This is a genomic window from Streptomyces sp. SID13726 (genome assembly GCF_010548375.1).
GTDB lineage: Bacteria > Actinomycetota > Actinomycetes > Streptomycetales > Streptomycetaceae > Streptomyces.
In genome coordinates, this window is sequence record NZ_JAAGLY010000003.1 from 221,851 (window position 1) to 240,616 (window position 18,766).

The following is an 18,766-nucleotide window of genomic DNA, read 5'->3' on the forward strand; positions in this document are numbered from 1 at the left end:
TGGGGCTCAGCTCCTTGTCGGGGACCGTTCACGACAGGCCGAAGTCGCTGTCGAGCAGTTCGAACAGCTCCTCGTCGGTGGCGAGGTCGAGGTCGTCGCGGTCGCTGTCGTTCCCCTGACCGTGTGCGGCGTTCCAGGTCGCGAGGAAGGCGTGGATTCGGGTGGTGATGACGCCACGCAGGTCGGTGTCGGCCGGAAGCGCGCGGAGCAGGGACTCAAGCCGTTCGACCTCCGCAAGCGGATGGGCGACGGCCGCGTTCTCGGCGGGCGGGGCGTCCGCGGCGACGGCCGTGCGACCGGTCATGGCGAGAAGGTGATCTGTGAGGGCGTCCAGGGTGGGGTGGTCGTAGATCATCGTCGCGGCGAGGCGGGTCCCGGTGGCCGTGGCGAGGCGGTTGCGGAGTTCCACCGCGGTGAGCGAGTCGAAGCCGAGTTCCTTGAACGTCCGCTCCCCCGCGAGGAGTTCACGGCTGTCGTGGCCGAGCACGGTGGCGGCGTGGGTGCGCACGAGCCGGGTCAGTATCCGGCGGCGCTCCGGGGCGGGCAGCGAGCTGAGGTCGGCCGTGGAGTCGCGCTCGGCGTCGGCGCCGGACCGGCGTGGGACGGCGGGGACCGCGGCCTGGGCGGGTGCCAGGTCGTGCAGGAGGCCGAGATCGTCTCCGGCCGCGGCCCGGGCCCCCAGGGCGGAGCGGCTGAGCCGCACCGGAACGAGGGCCGCCTCGGGCCGTCTCAGGGCGGCGTCGAGGAGGGCGGTGCCCTCGGTGTCGGAGAGCGGCAGCAGGCCGGTGAGGCGCGTCAGCCGGGCGATGTCGGTGTCGTCGAGGTGGCCGGTCATGTCGCCGCGCCTCTCCCAGAACCCCCAGGCCAGGGCGAGGGCGGGCAGGCCGAGGGAGCGGCGGTGGGCGGCGAGGGCGTCCAGGGCGGCGTTGGCCGCGGCGTAGTTGGCCTGGCCGGGGGCGCCGAGTACGCCCATCGCGGACGAGTAGAGCACGAAGGCGGACAGGTCCAGGCCGGCGGTGAGTTCGTGCAGATGCCAGGCGGCGTCGGTCTTGGGGCTGAGGACGCTTGCCAGCCGGGCCGGGTCCTGTGCGGCGATCACCCCGTCGTCCAGGACACCCGCCGTGTGCAGGACCGCGGTGAGCGGATGAGCGGGGTCGACCGTGGCGAGCGCGGCGGCGAGCGTGTCACGGTCGGCCACGTCGCAGGCCATGATCCGTACCTCGGCGCCCTGTCCGGCCAGGTCGGCGGCGAGTTCGCGGGCGGCGGGCGCGTCGAGGCCGCGCCGGGAGAGCAGCAGCAGATGCCGTACGCCGTGTGCGGCCACCAGATGCCGGGCGGCAAGGGCGCCCAGACCGCCGGTGCCGCCGGTGAGCAGGACCGTGCCGTCGGGGGCGAGAGGACGGGGCAGGGTCAGGACGACCTTGCCGATGTGCCGGGCCTGCTGGATGTACCGGAAGGCCTCCGGTGCCCGGCGGATGTCGAACGCACGTACCGGGAGCGGTCGGAGCGAACCGGCGCGGAACAGTTCCAGCAGCTCGCTCAGCAGCTGGCCCAGTCGCTCGGTCGATGCCTCGAACAGATCGAACGCCCGGTAGTTCACGCCGAGTCGGCCGGAATCACGGATGTCGGCCTTGCCCATCTCCACGAACCGGCCGCCCGGACCCAGCAGGGCAGCGGACGCGTCCACGAACTCCCCGGTCAGAGAGTTCAGTACGACGTCCATGGGCGGGAACTTCGCCGCGAACCCGGTGTCCCGCGAGGAGGCGATGTGGTCGTCGTCGAGGCCCAGGGCCCGCAGGGCTCCCCACTTGGCCGGTGCGGCGGTGGCGTACACCTCGGCGCCGAGATGCCTGGCCAGCTGGATGGCGGCCATGCCCACGCCCCCCGTCCCGGCATGCACCAACACCCTTTCCCCCGACCGGAGTCGGGCCAGGTCCCGCCAGGCGTACCAGGCCGTGAGGAACGCGATCGGGACGGTGGCCGCCGAGGCGAACGACCAGTCGTCCGGAATCCGTGCCAGGAGCCGTACGTCCGTGACCGCCACCGGCCCGAAGGCACCGGGAGCGATGCCGAACACCCGGTCACCCACGGCGAATCCGTCGCAGTCTCCGGGGCCGACGGCGGTCACGACGCCGGCGCAGTCGCTTTCGAGCGCGGCGCCCAGGCCGGGGCGCATGCCCAGCGAGATGAGCACGTCACGGAAGTTGATCCCCGCGGCCCGGACGGCGAGCCGCACCTGCCCGGGGCCGAGCGGCTCCCATACGTCCTCGGCCGCGGCGGGCTCCAGCCGCTCCAGCGTGTCGCCGCTGCCGGGTACCAGACGCCACGCCTCGGTATCGGGCAGCAGGAGGGTCGGGGGCACGGGACGCAGCCGCGGTACCAGTACCGCGCCGTCCCGCAGACAGGCCTGTGGATCGAGAGGCAGTGCCGTGGGTGGTACGTGTCTCGGATCCAGGTCCAGCAGCCGCAGCCGGTGGGGCTGCTCCGACTGCGCCGACCGCACCAGGCCCCACACTGCGGCGGCTTCCGGGTCAGGCGGGGCGTCGCCCTCGTCCCGGGCGACCGCACCCCGTGTCACCACGGTCAGCGCCAGGTCGGCGAACCGCTCGTCGGCCAGCCACTGTTGGACCATGTCGAGTGCGCGCGTGACACCGTCGCGCAGCCGCCCGGGCAGGTCGCCCGAGGGGTCGAGGTCCACGGACCGCGGGGCGGACGGCTGCACGCAAAGGGCGATGGAGTGCCCCGGCCCGACCGCCCCGGCCGTGACGGCCAGGCCCAGCTCCGTCAGGTCCCCGAACGTGATGGCCTCGCCGCCTGCCGCCCGCAGGGCCTCGGCCAGTCCCAGCGGATCGGCGCCCACCACCGCGCACGGTCCCGGCGCGGCCGTGGACCCGGAAGGCACCCAGTCGGTGCGGTACAGATCCCGTCCGGTGGCGGGCACGGGCGCGGACTCCGCCGGGCGCAGGGCCAGGGCCTCGGCGGCGACGACCGGTTCACCGTCCGTGTCCCAGACCTCCAACGACACCGACCTCGTGGCGGTTCGGCGCAGCCGTACCCGCAGTTCACCGGTCTCGCCCGCGCCGAGCACGACACCCGACCAGCTGAACGGAAGCAGCAGTCCGTCGTCCGTGTCCCAGCCGGTGCGGTCGCCGAGGAGTGCCGCGTGCAGCGCGGTGTCCAGCAACGCGGGATGTACGGCGTAGCGGCCGGCCTGGGCCAGTGCGGTCCCGGACGGAGTGATCTGCCCGTACACGTCGTCGCCGAGCCGCCACGCCGCTCGCAGTCCTCGGAACGCGGGCCCGTAGCCGTAGCCCCGGTCGGCCAGGTCCTCGTACGCGCCGGAGAGGTCGACGGGATCGGCGCCCTCGGGGGGCCAGGGGAAGTCCGCGCGCTCCGGTCCCGGGCCGTCGCCGATGACCGAGGAGGCGTGCAGCGTCCACCGCTCCGGCTCCTCGCCGACGCCGGTGGCGTGGATCTCCAGTTCGTGGTGTCCGCTCTCGTCGCGGGGGCCGACACGGGTCTGGAGGAGTACGGCATCGGTGTCCGACAGGGTCAGCGGTACGTACAGCGTCAGTTCCGCCACCCGGGTGCGGCCCAGTACCCGGCCCGCGTGGAGTGCCGCCTCCAGGAACACCGTGCCGGGGACGACGACGGTCCCGGCCACCGCGTGGTCGGCCAGCCACGGCTGGGACCGCAGCGTGAGCCGGCGGGTGAACAGCGCGCCACCGTCCGCGAGCCGGGTCGGCTCGCCGAGGAACGGGTGGCCGCCGGTCTCCTCCAGCCAGTACCGCCGGCGCTGGAAGGCGTACGTGGGCAGCTCGGCGGGCGCCGTCTCGGAGGCGGGCAGGACGGCACGCCAGTCGACGGTCGCGCCGTTTGCCCAGGCCTCGGCCATCGAGGCGACGAACCGGTCCGCTCCGCCATGGTTGCGGCGCAGGGTGCCGAGGGCGTGTGCGGGACCGTCCGGCGTGTCCTGGAGGGCGCCGAGCAGTACGGGATGCGGACTGACCTCGACGAACAACCGGCGTCCGTCAGCGGCGAGTTCGGTGACTGCCTCGGCGAGGCGGACGCGGTGCCGGAGGTTGCCGTACCAGTAGGCGGCGTCCAGTTCGCCGGGCTCGACCCACTCCCCGGTGTACGTCGACAGCATCGGAACCCGGGCGGCCCGCGAGGCCACACCGACCAGCGCTTCGGTGATCTCCTCCTCCAGCAGTTCCACCATGGCGGAGTGCGAGGCGTAGTCCACCGCGACCCGGCGTGCCCGGATCCCTTCGATCTCGCAGTGCGCGACGAACGCGTCCAAACCGGCCGCGTCCCCGGAGACCACCACCGACTGCGGCCCGTTGACAGCCGCGATGCCCACGCCCTCGACGAGCAGCGGCTCCGCCTGTTCGACCGAGGCGAACACGGAGACCATCCCGCCGGTACCGGCCAACCGCCGGATCGCCTTCGACCTCAACGCGACCACCCGGGCACCGTCTTCCAGGGACAGCGCTCCCGCCACGCAGGCAGCAGCGATCTCTCCCTGCGAATGACCCACCACAGCAGCGGGTTCGACACCGACCGACCGCCACAAGGCGGCCAGCGACACCATCACGGCCCACAACACCGGCTGCACCACATCGACTTCGTCGAGGTCACCATCGGTGAGCACAGCCGTCAGCGACCAGTCGACATACGCAGCGAGAGCCGCCTCACACTCCGCGATCGACGCCGCGAACACCGGGCTCGACGCGAGGAGTTCACGGCCCATCCCCACCCACTGCGCACCCTGACCCGGAAACACGAACACCACGTCCGAGTCCACGACAGTGCCCGCCAGCACGCCGGAATCCGCCGTTCGGTCCGCCATGGCCTTGAGCCGGGCCGACAGTTCGTCCCGGCTCCGCGCGAGCACGACGGCACGGTCGGCGAACGGCATGCGCGCACCGGCCAACGCCACGGCGGCGGGGGCGAGTTGTGTGCTGTCCAAGGTCCGCGCGTACTCGGAGAGACGCTCGGCCTGCGCTGCCAACGCCGTCGGGCCTCGCCCGGACACCGCCCAGGGCACGAGGTCGCCGAGATCGAGCACCGGCCTCGACGGCTCCACCGGTGGCGTCTGTGGTGCCTGTTCCAGGATGACGTGGGCGTTGGTCCCGCTGATCCCGAACGACGACACACCCGCCCGCCGCACACGATCCACCTCAGGCCACGCCCGCGCCTCCGTCAACAACTCCACCGCACCCGCCGACCAATCCACATGCCCAGACGGCTCATCCACATGCAACGTCCGCGGCACCACCCCATACCGCATCGCCATCACCATCTTGATCACACCAGCCACACCCGCAGCCGCCTGCGTATGACCAATATTCGACTTCACCGAGCCGAGCACGACCGGAGGCGTGCCCTCGTCCCGCTGCCCGTACGTCGCCAGCAACGCGCTCGCCTCGATCGGGTCCCCCAGCCTCGTACCCGTCCCGTGCGCCTCGACAGCGTCGACATCACCCCAGCCCAGTCCCGCGTCCACCAAAGCAGCCCGCACCAACCGCTCCTGCGAAGGACCACTCGGCGCCGTCAAACCATTCGACGCACCGTCCTGATTCACCGCCGAACCCCGCACCACCCCCCACACCCGATGCCCCAACCGCCGCGCATCGGACAAACGCTCCACAAGCAGCATGCCGGCACCCTCGCCCCAGCCGGTGCCGTCCGCCGCCGCGGCGAAGGCCTTGCAGCGGCCGTCCGTCGACAGGCCGCCCTGGCGGCTGAACTCGACGAAGAGCCCTGGGCTCGCGAGTACCGTCGCGCCACCGGCCAGTGCCAGGTCGCACTCCCCGGCCCGCAGTGCCCGCACCGCGAGGTGCAGGGCCACCAGAGAGGACGAACACGCCGTGTCCACCGTGACCGCCGGGCCCTCCAGGCCCAGGGTGTAGGAGATCCGGCCGGACGCGAGGCTGATCGACGTGCCGGTGAGCGCGTATCCGTCGGCGTCGGTGCCGGACTCCTCCATGCGGGGGCCGTACTCCTGGGCCATCGCGCCGACGAACACCCCGGTACGGGTGCCACGGACGCTGTCCGGCGTGATGCCGGCACGTTCGAAGGCCTCCCAGGAGGTCTCCAGGAGCAACCGCTGCTGCGGGTCCATCGCCTTCGCCTCACGGGGTGAGATCCCGAAGAACTCCGCGTCGAAGTCGGCCGCCGCGTCGAGGAATCCGCCCTTGCCGGTGGCGGAGACGGCGGTGCCGTCGGGGCCGGGCGCGAGCAGCCCGGCGAGGTCCCAGCCGCGGTCGGCCGGGAAGTCGCCGACCGCGTCCCGCTCGTCGAGCAGCAGGTCCCAGAGCGCTTCGGGCGAGTCGACCCCGCCGGCGTAGCGGCAGCTCATGGCGACGATCGCGATGGGTTCCCGAGGGTCCGCCACCGAGACGTCGGCGGGTCGGTCCGGCTCACCGACGCCTTCTGTCCCGCCTTCCAGCAGGTCTCGCAGTCGGCGTGCCAGGGCGCGCGGGGTGGGGTGGTCGAAGACGGCTCCCGTGGGCAGGGTGGCGCCGGTGGCTGTGTTGAGTTCGGTCCGCAGGCGGACGCCGAGCTGGGAGTCGAATCCGAGGTCGCGGAAGGAGAGTTCGGGGTCGACGTCGTCGGGTGAGCGATGTCCGAGCAGGGCCGCGGCGTGCGTCCGTACGACACGCAGCAGGTGACGCTCAGCATCTGCGGGGCTCAAGGCGTCCGGGCCGGACGGCTGAACCGGTTCGGCGACTTCGGTGTCGGGGACGGCCGGGAGCTGCGTCCGCGGCGCGTCGGCGGAGCCCGATGCCGTGTCCGCCCAGTGCCGTCTCCGCTGGAACGCGTACGTCGGCAGGTCGACCCGGGTCGCGCCCGTCCCGGCGTACACCGCGCGCCAGTCGACGTCGGCTCCGTGCGCGTGTGCCTCGGCGAGGGAGGCGAGGAATCGTGCCGGGCCGCCGTCGCCGCGGCGCAGTGTGCCGAGGACGGTGCCACCGCCCTCGGCGTCGAGCGCGGCCTGGATTCCGGCGGTCAGCACGGGGTGCGGGCCGACCTCGACGAAGAGCCGGTGTCCGGCCCTGGCGAGGGCGGTGACGGCGTCGTACAGCCGCACCGGGCGCAGCAGGTTCTCGTACCAGTAGCGGCCGTCCGCCTCGCCGGGGCCCAGCCATCGCGTGGTCACGGTGGACAGCATCGGGACGGTGGGTGCGAGGGCCGTCACCGGTGCGAGGAGGTCGGCGAGGACCGGTTCCAGGGGGGCCATCAGCGGGGAGTGCGACGCGTAGTCGACGGCGACCCGGCGCTGTCGTACGCCGCGTCGGTCGCATGCGGCGGCGCACCTGTCCAGGAGGTCGGAGGGCCCGGACAGCACGGTGGCGGCCGGACCGTTGACGGCGGCCACCGTCACCCGGCCGCCGTGGGGGGCGACGATCTCCTCGGCGGTCGCCGGATCGCAGACGAGGGACAGCATGCCGGCGCCGGGACCGGCCACGGCGGACAGGGCACGGGCCCGGAGCGCCACCGTGCGGGCGCCGTCCTCCAGCGACAGGGCACCCGCGACGACGGCCGCGGCGATCTCGCCCTGTGAGTGGCCGACGACGGCGGCGGGTTCCACGCCCGCGGCTCGCCAGAGTTCGGCCAGGGACACCATCAAGGCCCACAGGACCGGTTGCAGGACGTCGCGCCGGTCGAGGACGGTGTCGTCGCCGCGGTGGAGCACGTCGTCGAGCGACCAGTCGGTGTGGGGCGCCAGGGCGGTCCCGCAGCGTTCCATCCACTGGGCGAACACCGGTGAGGTGGCGAGGAGTTCGCGGCCCATGCCGACCCACTGCTGGCCCTGTCCGGGGAACACCATGACCGGGCGGGTGTCCAGCGAGCGGCCGCGGACCAGTCCGGGTGCCGGTAGCCCTTCGGCCAGGGCGTCCAGCGCGGGCAGCAGGTCGGGGGCGGTGCCGGTGACGACGGCCCGGTGGTCGAGGGGTTCGCGTGTGGTGCCCAGGGAGTGGCCGATGTCGGCGGGGTCGAGGGCGGGGTCGCGGCGAAGTGTGTCGGCGAGCGCGGCGGCCTGGGCGCGGAGCGCGGGTTCGGTGCGGGCGGACAGCGGCCACACGGTGAGCCCGTCGAGGGCCACGACCTCGGACGCCCGGTCGGCGCGGGGAGCCGGTGCGGGGGCGCCGGTGAGAATGACATGGCAGTTGGTGCCGCCGATGCCGAAGGAGCTCACTCCGGCGACCGGCGGCACCCGGTCCGGCCAGGGGCCGAGGTCCCGCTGGACGCGGAGCCCCAGCCGGTCCAACGGGATGGCAGGGTGGGGGCTGTCGAAGTGGAGGCTGGCGGGCAGGCTGCGGTGTTTCAGGCTGAGCAGGGCTTTCAGGAGTCCGGCGACTCCGGCCGCGCCCTCCAGGTGTCCGATGTTGGTCTTGACGGAACCGACCCGCAGGGCCCCCTCGCCGTCCCGGCCGCCGCCGGCCGCGGCCCCGAGGGCGGCGGCTTCGAGGGGGTCTCCCGTGGGGGTGCCGGTGCCGTGCAGTTCGACGTAGGAGACGGCCTCGGGACGGATGCCGGCGTCCGCGCAGGCGGCGCGGATCACCTCGCTCTGCGCCTCGGGGTCGGGGGTGGTGAAGGTCTCGCCGCCCCCGTCGTTGTTGACGGCACTGCCGAGCACGAGTCCGTGGACGCGGTCGCCGTCGGCGATCGCGTCGCTGAGCCGCTTGAGTACGACGACACCGCCGCCTTCGCCGCGGACGATCCCGTTGGCGTGGGCGTCGAAGGTGCGACACCGGCCGTCCGGCGACAGCACTCCGGCCCCGGCGACCCTCAGTGCGCTGTCGGGCGCCAGGTTGAGGTGGACGCCCCCGGCGAGCGCGACCCGGCTCTCGCCGCGGCGCAGGCTCTGGCAGGCGAGGTGCACCGCGACGAGGGAGGAGGACTGCCCGGTGTCCACGGTGAGGCTGGGGCCGCGCAGGCCGAGCGTGTAGGAGACGCGTGCGGACAGGACGCCACGGGCGAGTCCGGTCAGGGCGTACGGGTCGGGTTCCCGGTCGCGTCGCAGTGCCGCGTAGTCGTCGGCCATGGCGCCGAGGAACACTCCGGTGGAGGTGTGCCGCAGCAGGCCGGCCGGGAGCCCCGCGTCCTCCAGGGCTTCCCAGCCGAGTTCGAGGACCAGCCGCTGCTGCGGGTCCATGACCGCCGCCTCGCGGGGGGAGATCCGGAAGAACGCCTCGTCGAACGCGTCGACCCGGTCGAGATAGCCGCCGTAGGGCGGGCAGCCGTCGGGGAGCGGGCGGTCCGCGGGCGGGGCGCCGATCGCGTCGGTGCCGTCTCGCAGCAGCGTCCAGAACTCCGCCGGACCGGAGGCGCCGGGGAGCCGGCAGGCCATGCCGATCACGGCGAGGGGCTGGTCCTGTGCGGTGTGTGCCGAACCGGCGTCGGATGCAGTGTTCATGTGTCCTTCCGGTGCCCGGCCGGCACAGCCTTCCAGGCGTCACCCACCAACTCCGGCGACGCGGGATCCGGTGCCTCACCCAGCCGGCGTGTGTTCCCTGTCGGCCCGGCTTCACCGTAGGAACCGCCCCTCGGCGTCCGACACCCCTAGCGGGCCCCGCATGCCCCAGCCGTGCCCGGCTCCCGGGGGCCGCCCACGAGGTGCCCCCTCCAACACGCCACCCCGAATCGCGTCAACTCACCGTTCCGCCCCGCGTACGAAACACTTTCGGAAACCTCCCGGTGACACAGCGCCTTCGCGTACCAATACTGTCCCCATCCAACTCACCTCTCATTGGACGCATTCCGCATCCATGCCCAACCGGCGCCCGCGAGCAGCCGAAACTCACCGCGCGGCATTCCCGCGACCACCCCTCACCGACCTCGCGGTCACCGGTCCCACCAGCGGAGGACCCGCTTTGAAAAGAAAACTCCGGCAGAAGACGCTTGCCTGGACCACGGCCATAGGCATAGGCATCGCATTCACGATCGCCGCCGCCGGAAACGCGTCGGCATATCAGCCGAGTCCGTCGAATCTCTATGTCGCGCAAAACGCGGCCGACTGCAACAAGAGCCCCTGTGTCCTCTACCCGAAGTCCGCGCAGCTGCCGAGCGGCCGGATCGTGGCGACCTTCGAGGACAGCGAGACCGCCCCCGTGGGCCAGACGCTGCCGGTCTACAAGAGCGACGACGACGGCACGACGTGGGCGAAGCTCTCCGACGTCGAGCCGCCCGCCTCGCTGTCGAGCGACTCCCGGTACGCGAAGTACACGAGCAACTGGACGAACCCGTACCTGTACGTCCTCCCGCAGGCCGTCGGGAACCTGAGCGCGGGCACGCTGCTGCTGGCGAGTGTCGTCTCAGGTGACGACTACTACTACGAGGAGCAGAAGGCGGCCGACTCCGGCTGGACCCCCTCCAGCGACGGCGACCGCAAGGACGTGGCACTGGCCCTGTACGCGAGTGTGGATGACGGGGCCACCTGGAGCTTCGAGAACATCGTGGCCGCCGGTGGCTGGCAGGGCGGCAGCGCGGGCAGTCTCGGGCGGGTCTCCACCGCGAACACCCACGCGCAGGTCGATCCCGTATGGGAACCGCACCTCTACGCCTACGGCGGCAAGCTGATCGCCTACTACTCCGACGAGAACGACTACACGGGGTACGACACCTCCACCGGGGCGCCGACGCTCGACCCGGCCAACGACACCGCGACCGACTCGGGCGGCCAGATCCTCGTGCACCGGACCTGGGACGGCACGAGCTCCGCCTGGAGCGATCCGGTGGTCGACGTCCCGGGCACCACGGTGAGCATGGGCGGCGGCAAGACCGAGATCGGCGGTGGCCGCCCCGGCATGACGACCGTCGCGCCGACGACCGACGGCAAGTGGCTGATGACGTACGAGTACTGGGGCGGCGGGACCAACGTCCGGTACCGGATCGCCGACGACCCGCTGAAGTTCTACGCGGGCACCGACGGCGCGATCACCTCGCTGCCCGTGCCGTCCGGCGGGAACACGCTCGCCACCGGCGGCAGCCCGGTGCTCCTGCCGATGCCGGACGGGCGGATCGTGTACAACGCGGCCGGCAGCGGCAGCGTCTGGGTGAACGAGTCGGGCAGGAGCACGGGCACCTGGAAGCAGTACCAGACGTCGATGCCCTCCGGGTACAGCCGCGACCTCCAGTACGTCGAGGGCACCGGACGTATCCTGATCCTCCAGGCGTCCTGGAGCGGCGGGAGTGTCGGTCCGGTGAAGTACGCCGACGTGGATCTCGGGCGGTCGGACGGCACGTACTCCTCGCTCGTCAACCGTCTGACCGGCCAGGCCCTCGGTCCCGCCGGCGGCAAGACGCAGGACGCGAACCTCACGGGCGACACGGCGGACCTCGTCACGAGCGCCGTGGACGCCACGGCCACCGGGCAGCGCTGGCACCTCACCGAGAAGGGCGACGACGTCACCCTGCTCAACAAGTCCGGCGGTCGCGCGGCCGGGGTCTGGACCGGCACCGCGACGGCCGGGCAGAAGCTCGCCCAGTGGGTCGACGACGGCGGCACCGACAAGCAGTGGACCCTCGTCTCCACCTCCGACGGCTACTACAAGCTCCGGTCGGTCCGGAACACCAGCCTGTACATGACGGGTGCCACCGCGGGCGGTGCCGTGACCGTGCAGGCCGCCACCGGCGACGGCTCCCAGGAGTGGAAGCCGGTTCAGGACGCGCTGCCGACGGACTCGACGTTCACGCTGAAGGGAAGCAATTCCGGCAAGTGCCTGGACGTGCCGAACGGGCAGACGGGCGTGCAGGTGCAGATCTACACCTGCTCCGGGAACGCGAACCAGACGATCACGCAGACGACGGCGGGTGAGCTCCGCGTCTCCGGCAAGTGCCTGGCCGCGGACGGTGACGGCACCACGGCCGGGACCAAGCTGATCCTGTGGGCCTGCAACGGCAAGTCCAGCCAGAAGTGGTGGTTCCGTGTGGACGGGACCGTCGTCAACCGCTCCGACGGGCTCGCCGTCGACGTCACCGGCTGGGGCACCGCCAACGGCGCGAAGGTGCAGCTGTGGACCCCGCTCGGGAACGCCACCCAGGTCTGGAGCAGGGCGTAGTCCCATGTCACCGGGTGCCGGCCTCTTGTCGGCCGGCGCCCGGTGCTGTTGGCTTGCGGCGGGGTTTTCCGAACGGAGCGGACGTGGAGTGAGCGTTCAGGGCAAGGGACAGCTGGACGCGCAGTACGGGCTGCTGACGAACATCGCCCAAGAGGCGGGTGTGTCGCTCAGCACCGTGTCCAAGGTGGTGCACCGGCGCCGTGACGTGGGCGCGGGGACCCGGGCGCGGGTCGAGGAGCTGCTGGACCGGTACGGGTACGTCCGCTCCTGGGAGCGGGAGGCCGAGCCGCCGCGGCAGATCATCACGGTGTTCCGGGATCTGTCGGGCCCCTACACCCTGGAGGTCGTCCGCGGGATCGTGGACGCCGCGGGCGAGCTGGGCATCGACGTGGTGACCGGGACCACGAGCCGGCGCTCGATCTCCCAGTGGCTGGAGGAGTGCGTGGCGCTCGGCGCGGCCGGGCTGATCATCGTGATCTCGATGCTGGCCGAGGAGGATCAGCGGCGGATCGTGGAGCAGCGGCTGCCGGTGGTGCTGGTGGACCCGCTCAGCGCGCCGTCGTCGGACATCCCGAGCATCGGGGTCACCAACTGGAGCGGGGCCCGGGACGCCGTGCAGCATCTGCTCGGCCTCGGGCACACCCGTATCGGCATGGTGGCGGGGCGCTCGCACTCGCTGGCCGGATCGGCGCGCCTGCACGGTTACCGGGCGGCGCTGGAGGAGGCGGGGGTCGGCTACGACCCGGCGATCGTGCGCTCCACGGACTTCGACTACGACGAGGCGCTCGCCGCGACCGCGCACATCCTGCGTGCCGAGCGCCCGCCGACGGCCGTCTTCGCGGCCAGTGACGCGCAGGCGCTCGGCGTGCTGGAGGCCGCCCGGCAGCACGGCTTGCGTGTGCCGGACGACCTGGCGGTGATGTCGTTCGACGACACCCTGGTGGCGGCGATGGCCTGTCCGCCGCTGAGCGCGGTGCGCCAGCCGTTCGAGGAGCTGGGGCACGAGGCCACCCGGGTGCTGCTCCAGGTGGCCGAGGGGCGCCCGCCCGCGTCGCCGCGCATCGAGTTGGCGACGGAACTGGTGCTGCGGACCTCTACTTCGGTTCCGCCGGCACCGCATGATGCCGGATGACGCTCGCGTCCCGCTGCTCACCGACGAGTTCGACGCTCACCGTGTTCGGTGTGTCGGCGCTGGAGGAGCCCGCGTGCAGCAGGATCTCGCCGGGTTCGACGATCCGCCGACCGCTCAGACCGATGAAGGCCAGACGGTCGGTGTGCACCTCGAAGTGGACCGTCGTCTCCGCCCCGGGCTCCAACTCGACCTTGGCGTAGGCGAGTAGCGCCCGCACCGGCCGGGTGACCTGGGCGACCGGGTCGGTGTAGTACAGCTGGACCGTCTCGGCGCCGGGCCGATCCCCGGTGTTCGTGACCCGGACGGAGACGGTGAACCGGCCGTCCGTGGGCACCTGTTCGCGGTCGACGACGAGTCCGTCCACGGAGAACGTGGTGTACGACAGCCCGTGCCCGAAGGGGAAGGCCGGGGTGGGGTCGAGGTTGGACAGCCAGCTCTGCCGGTCGCCGAGCGGCGGGTGGAGATAGGTGTACGGCTGTCCGGCGGGCGAGTTGGGGATCTGTACCGGAAGCTTCCCGCTGAAGTTCGCCCTGCCGGACAGGAGTTCGGCGACCGCCCGGCCGCCCTCCTCGCCCGGCAGGAAGACCTGCACCGCGGCCGCCGTGTCCGGCACGAACCGGCCCACGGCGTACGGCCGCCCGCTGCTGACCACGAGCACGACCGGCGTCCCCGTCGCCAGTACCGCCTCGACCAGTTCCTCCTGGACTCCGGGCAGCCGCAGATCCTCGACGTCACAGCCCTCTCCGGAGGTGCCGATGCCGAACATGCCCGCCTTGTCGCCGACCACCAGGACGACGAGGTCGGCGGTGCGGCCGGCCTCCACCGCGGCCGGGATACCGGAGCCGTCCGCCTCGCGGACCGGGCACCCTTGCGCGAACACCCAGTCCGCACCCGGGAGTTCAGTGGAAAGCGCGGATCGCAGCGAGACGGCGTCCACCCCGTTGCCGAGGTCGTCGCGGTCGGAGAGGACGTGGTTGGGGAAGCTGTAGCAGCCGAACATGGTGCGTACGTCGTCGGCGCAGGGGCCGATCAGGGCGATCCGGCCGGTGGCCGGGAGGGGCAGGCCGCCGTCGTTCGAGAGCAGCACGGCGCTCGACCGCGCGACGGCGTGGGCGAGCCGCCGGTTCTCCGGCTTGTCGAGGTCGAGTTCACCGGCGCGCAGGGCGGGCGGCTCCGGGTTCCAGTCGGGGTCGAGGAGACCGAGGGCGACCTTCTGCCGGAGCACCCGGCGTACGGCCCGGTCCACGTCGGCCTCGTCGGCGTCCCCGCGCTCGACGGCCTCGACCAGCGCCGGGCCGAAGCCGCGCTGGTCCGGCAGTTCGACGTCCATGCCCGCCTTGAGGGCCAGTGCTCCGGCGTCGGTCAGGTCGGCGGCGACCCGGTGCGCGTTCACCAGGAACGGCAGCGACCAGTAGTCGGAGACGACGGTGCCCTCGAAGCCCCACTGCTCGCGCAGCACCTCGGTGAGCAGCCGGCGGCTGGCGGCCGGGGCCTCGCCGTCGATCTCGGCGTACGAGTTCATGATCGACCGTACGCCCGCGGCGACCAGTCTCTCGAAGGGCGGCAGGATCACGTCGTGCAGTTCTCGGCGGCCCATGCCGACCGGGGCGTGGTTGCGCCCGCCCATGGAGGCGGAGTAGCCGGCGAAGTGCTTCAGGGTCGCGTACACCCCGGCGCTCTGCATCCCGAGGACGTACGCCTCGCCCATCTCCCCCACCAGGTAGGGGTCTTCGCCGTAGGTCTCCTCGCAGCGGCCCCAGCGGTAGTCGCGGATGACGTCGACGACGGGGGCGAGGCCCTGGTGGACCCCGGCGGCGGCCATGTCGGTGCCGATGGCCGCGCCGACCCGGCGGATCAGGGCCGGGTCGAAGGTGGCGGCCATGGCGAGCGAGGTGGGGTAGATGGTGGCGCCGTACGCGGTGAAGCCGGTCAGGCATTCGTCGTGGGCCATCGCCGGGATGCCGAAGCGGCTCTGGGCGATGATCCGGCGCTGGCGTGCGGCGAGTCGGCGGGCGTGGTCCAGTGCGGGGCGCGGGAGGGTGCCGTAGGGGCGGGTGAGCTGGCCGAGGCCGTGCCGGGCCGTGGTGTCGAGGTCGCCGACGCGGCCGAACAGGTTGGTGCCGGGGGCGACTTCGGGTCCGGCCGGTTCGACGTCCTCCCAGGCGCTGCTGAGTTGGGCGGCCTTCTCCTCCAGGGTGAGGCGGGCGAGCAGTGTTTCGACACGTTCCTCGGGCGGCCGGGACGGGTCGTTCCAGGGGGCCGCGGGGGCGAGATCGGCGTGGTCCGGGGTGGTGGTCGTCATGTACGACTCCTCGTGGTGCTGTTCATGGGCATGCCGAGGGCGGCCGGCGCGCCGTCGCACCGGCCGACTCCCTTCAGGCGTGCGCTACTTGGAGAATCCGGCGGTGAGTCCGGCGACCAGCTGCCGCCTGGCGAGGACGAACACCACCAGCATGGGAAGGGTGGACAGGACGACCGCGGCCATCGTCGCGGGCACGTTGATGCCGAACTCGCCCCGGTAGAGGGTCAGTGCGAGGGGCAGCACGGCCTTGTCGCCGCTCTGGGTGAGGATCAGGGGGAACAGGAAGCCGTTCCAGACCTGGAGACCGTCGTACACGGCGACCGTGACGAGCGCGGGGCGGGCCATCGGCGCCACGAGCGAGAGCAGCATGCGCCAGTCGCCGGCGCCGTCCACGACCATCGCCTCGAAGAGCGAGCGCGGTATGTCGCGCAGGAAACCGACCAGGATCATCACGGTCACCGGCAGCGCGAAGGCCGCCGAGGGCAGCACGATCGCGAGCAGGCTGTCGTACATCTGCATGCGGATGATCAGCAGGTACACGGGGATGATCACGGCCTGGAGCGGGATGGCGAGGCCCAGCAGGTACAGCCGGAAGGCCAGACGGGACCAGCGGCTCGTGTACCGGACGATCGAGAACGCGGCCATCAGCGCGACGACCACGGTGACGGCGACGGTGGCCGCGGTGACGACCACGCTGTTGAGCAGGTAGGTGGTGAAGTCGCCGTCGAGGACGGTCCGGTAGTTGTCCAGGGTCGGGTGGCCGGGCAGGGCCAGCGGGCTGGCGGTGGTGAAGTCCGTACGGCCGCGGAGGCTGGTCACCACCACCCAGTACAGGGGTACGACTGCGAGGGCGGTCCACAGCAGGGTGGCGCCGCCGGTCAGGGTCCGGCGCGCGGTGTTCACATGCCCTCCTGCTGGCTGTCCATCCGGGTGAAGCCGGACAGTCGGGTGGTGAGCAGCGACAGGGCGAGGCCGAACACCACCAGGAGGGTGGCGATCGCGCTGGCCCTGCCCATGTCGTGCGCCTGGAAGCCGGTGATGTACATGGCCAGGGGCAGGACGCGGGTCGCGGTGCCCGGGCCGCCGGTGCCGCCCGACAGGACGTAGATGAGGTCGAAGTAGGTCAGCGAGCCCACCAGCATGAGGGTGCTCGACGTGACGAACGTGTACTTCAGCTGCGGGAGGGTGATCCGCAGGAAGCGGGTCGTGGGGCCGACGCCGTCGATGGCGGCGGCCTCGTAGAGGGAGACGGGGATCTGCCGTACGCCCGCTTGGTAGAGCAGGGCGTGGAACGGCACGAACTGCCAGGCGATCACGAAGATGACGGTGTAGAGGGCGAGTTCGGGCGAGCCGAGCAGGGGCTTGGCCAGCCAGTGCAGGCCGGGGGTGGCGCCGATGCCGAAGGACGGGTCGAGCAGCGCCTGCCAGGTCAGGCCGACCGCGACCGCGGACAGCAGGAGCGGGAGGAACCAGAGCACGGCGAACAGGGCGCGCAGGCGGCCGCGCGGGGCCTGGAAGACGCCGAGGGCCAGGGCGAGGGGCGTCTGGACGAGCCAGCTGACCACCATCACCTTGAGGGTGAGCCACAGCGCCTGCCAGGTGGCGTCGTCGGCCAGGACACTGGCCCAGTTGCCGAATCCGGCCCAGCCGAGGGAGCCGAGCCCGTCCCAGCGGGACAGGCTGAGGACCACCACGCCGACGAGCGGGACCAGCCCGAACAGGCCGAACAGCAGCAGGGCGGGCGCGGCCATCAGGACCCCGCCGAGGCGGCGCCGCCGGGGACGCTCGGCGCCCGGCCGCGCCCGGTCCGGCCGCGCCTTGTGGGCGGCGGCCGGGCGGGGTGTTCGTACGACAGCGGTCATCACTGCGCCGCCTTGCTCATGTTCGTGCCGAACTCCTCGGGCGTGATCTGCCGCAGGAACGACTTGTCGACGTTGGTCAGCAGCGGGTCGGCCTGGTCGGAGGGCAGGGCCTGGTCCCAGGAGAGCTGGAAGCTCGGGGAGTCGCGCACCAGGTCGTAGACGAAGGTGAGCCACTTCTTGTCGTCGGCCGACTTCACCGCCGCGAGCTTGGAGTCCAGGCCGTTGACCGGCGGCACGCTGCCCGCGGCGAGGTAGGCGTCGACCTGGTCGTCGTTCATGACGTACTGCTTCAGATACGTCAGGGCCGCGGACTTGTGCTTGCTCGACGAGTTCAGCGACAGGAAGTTCGAGGGGTTGCCGACGATGCTCTTCGGGTCGCCCGCGCCACCGGACACCGAGGGGAAGGCGACGTAGCCGAGGTCCTTCTTCACGAAGTCGGGCGCGGCCTTGACCAGGTTGGCGTACTCCCAGGTACCCATCAGCTCCATGCCGGCCTTGCCGGTGTAGAGCAGGGCGGTCGACGCGCCCTGGTCGTAGTTGACGGAGGAGGCGTTGTCGCCGAACGCCCCTGCCTTGGCGAGTTCCTGGAGGCGGGTGTTGGCCTCGGTGACCGCGGACGCCTTCCAGCCCGAGGCATCCCCTGAGGCGATCTTCTCGAACGCCCCGGAGCCGCCCTCGCGGTCCAGCAGGTACTCCAGGTACATCAGCGTCGGCCACTTGGAGTTCGCCGCGAGGGACATCGGGGTGACCCCGTCGCCCTTCAACTTCTTGACGGCCGCGAGGAGTTCGTCGTACGTCTTCGGGGGCTCGACGCCGGCGTCCTGGAGGACCTTCCTGTTGTAGTAGAGGACCACCGGGGCGAGGCCGTTGGCCGGTACGCCGTAGACCTTGCCGTCGAAGGTGGCGCTCTTCAGGACGCTGGGCGTGAACCGCAGCAGGTTCGCCTGGCTGTCGGTGAGGGTGTCGACCTTGCCCGCCTTGACGTAGTCGTTCAGCGCGCCGCCGCCCCAGCTGAAGAAGATGTCGGGGGCCTGGCCGGCGCCGAAGGCCACGCGCAGCTTCTGCTTGTAGTCGTCGTTGGCGAACAGCCGCAGGGTGATCTGCTCGTCCGGGTGGTCCTTGTTGTAGGCGTCCACGGACTCCTTGAGGATCGTCTGGTCCGTCAGCGCCCACATCGTCAGTCCCTTGGACGACGAGGTGGTGGACGGCCCGGACGTTCCACAGGCCGCGAGGACGCTGAGCGCCGCGGTCACGGTGACCGCGGCCACGAACGCGCGCCGCGTTCCGGAACGAATAGGGTCGCCTGAATCGCCGAGTACCGGGAATCCGCGCATGCTCTGCCTCTTTCTCTGGGCAAGCCGTGTTTTGTACCAGGCAGATGAGCAGCACGCACGAAATG

The 18,766-nt window shown here is 72.0% G+C and carries 7 protein-coding genes; 2 read left to right on the top strand and 5 right to left on the bottom strand.

Annotated elements, in window-relative coordinates:
* Positions 1-28: 28 nt before the first annotated feature.
* Positions 29-9,427: a type I polyketide synthase gene (locus G3I78_RS08415; protein ID WP_164422201.1), complete on the bottom strand. Its 9,399-nt coding sequence runs from the start codon at positions 9,425-9,427 to the stop codon at positions 29-31.
* 457 nt (positions 9,428-9,884) lie between these two features.
* Between G3I78_RS08415 and G3I78_RS08420 the strand changes: the two genes are divergently transcribed.
* Both G3I78_RS08420 and G3I78_RS08425 read left to right on the top strand, forming a co-directional pair.
* Positions 9,885-12,071: an RICIN domain-containing protein gene (locus tag G3I78_RS08420; protein WP_343243685.1), complete on the top strand. Its 2,187-nt coding sequence runs from the start codon at positions 9,885-9,887 to the stop codon at positions 12,069-12,071.
* Between the two features lie 88 nt (positions 12,072-12,159).
* Positions 12,160-13,203, top strand: a complete 1,044-nt coding sequence (locus G3I78_RS08425; RefSeq protein ID WP_164422202.1) for a LacI family DNA-binding transcriptional regulator — start codon at positions 12,160-12,162, stop codon at positions 13,201-13,203.
* Here G3I78_RS08425 and G3I78_RS08430 read toward each other — a convergent pair.
* The 4 genes from G3I78_RS08430 to G3I78_RS08445 form a co-directional block, all read right to left on the bottom strand.
* Complete coding sequence (locus G3I78_RS08430; RefSeq protein ID WP_164422203.1) at positions 13,166-15,505, bottom strand: glycoside hydrolase family 3 N-terminal domain-containing protein; 2,340 nt, start codon at positions 15,503-15,505, stop codon at positions 13,166-13,168. The two genes, G3I78_RS08425 and G3I78_RS08430, sit on opposite strands and share 38 nt — an antisense overlap.
* 84 nt (positions 15,506-15,589) lie before the next feature.
* Positions 15,590-16,408 carry a carbohydrate ABC transporter permease gene (locus G3I78_RS08435; RefSeq protein WP_164422204.1) on the bottom strand — a complete coding sequence of 273 codons (819 nt, stop codon included), beginning with the start codon at positions 16,406-16,408 and terminating at the stop codon, positions 15,590-15,592.
* Entirely contained in the window at positions 16,405-17,256 is an 852-nt protein-coding gene (locus tag G3I78_RS08440; RefSeq protein ID WP_203614755.1) for a sugar ABC transporter permease, read from the bottom strand. Before G3I78_RS08440 ends, G3I78_RS08435 begins: the two co-directional genes overlap by 4 nt.
* 110 nt (positions 17,257-17,366) lie before the next feature.
* A complete protein-coding gene (locus G3I78_RS08445; RefSeq protein WP_343243686.1) occupies positions 17,367-18,635 on the bottom strand; it encodes an extracellular solute-binding protein in 1,269 nt (422 codons plus the stop codon).
* Positions 18,636-18,766: the final 131 nt, after the last annotated feature.

Coding starts and splice junctions, on each gene's coding strand:
- G3I78_RS08440 (WP_203614755.1), bottom strand. CDS start 17,256: ATGGCCGCGCCCGCCCTGCTGCTGTTCGGCCTGTTCGGGCTGGTCCCG.
- G3I78_RS08415 (WP_164422201.1), bottom strand. CDS start 9,427: ATGAACACTGCATCCGACGCCGGTTCGGCACACACCGCACAGGACCAG.
- G3I78_RS08430 (WP_164422203.1), bottom strand. CDS start 15,505: ATGACGACCACCACCCCGGACCACGCCGATCTCGCCCCCGCGGCCCCC.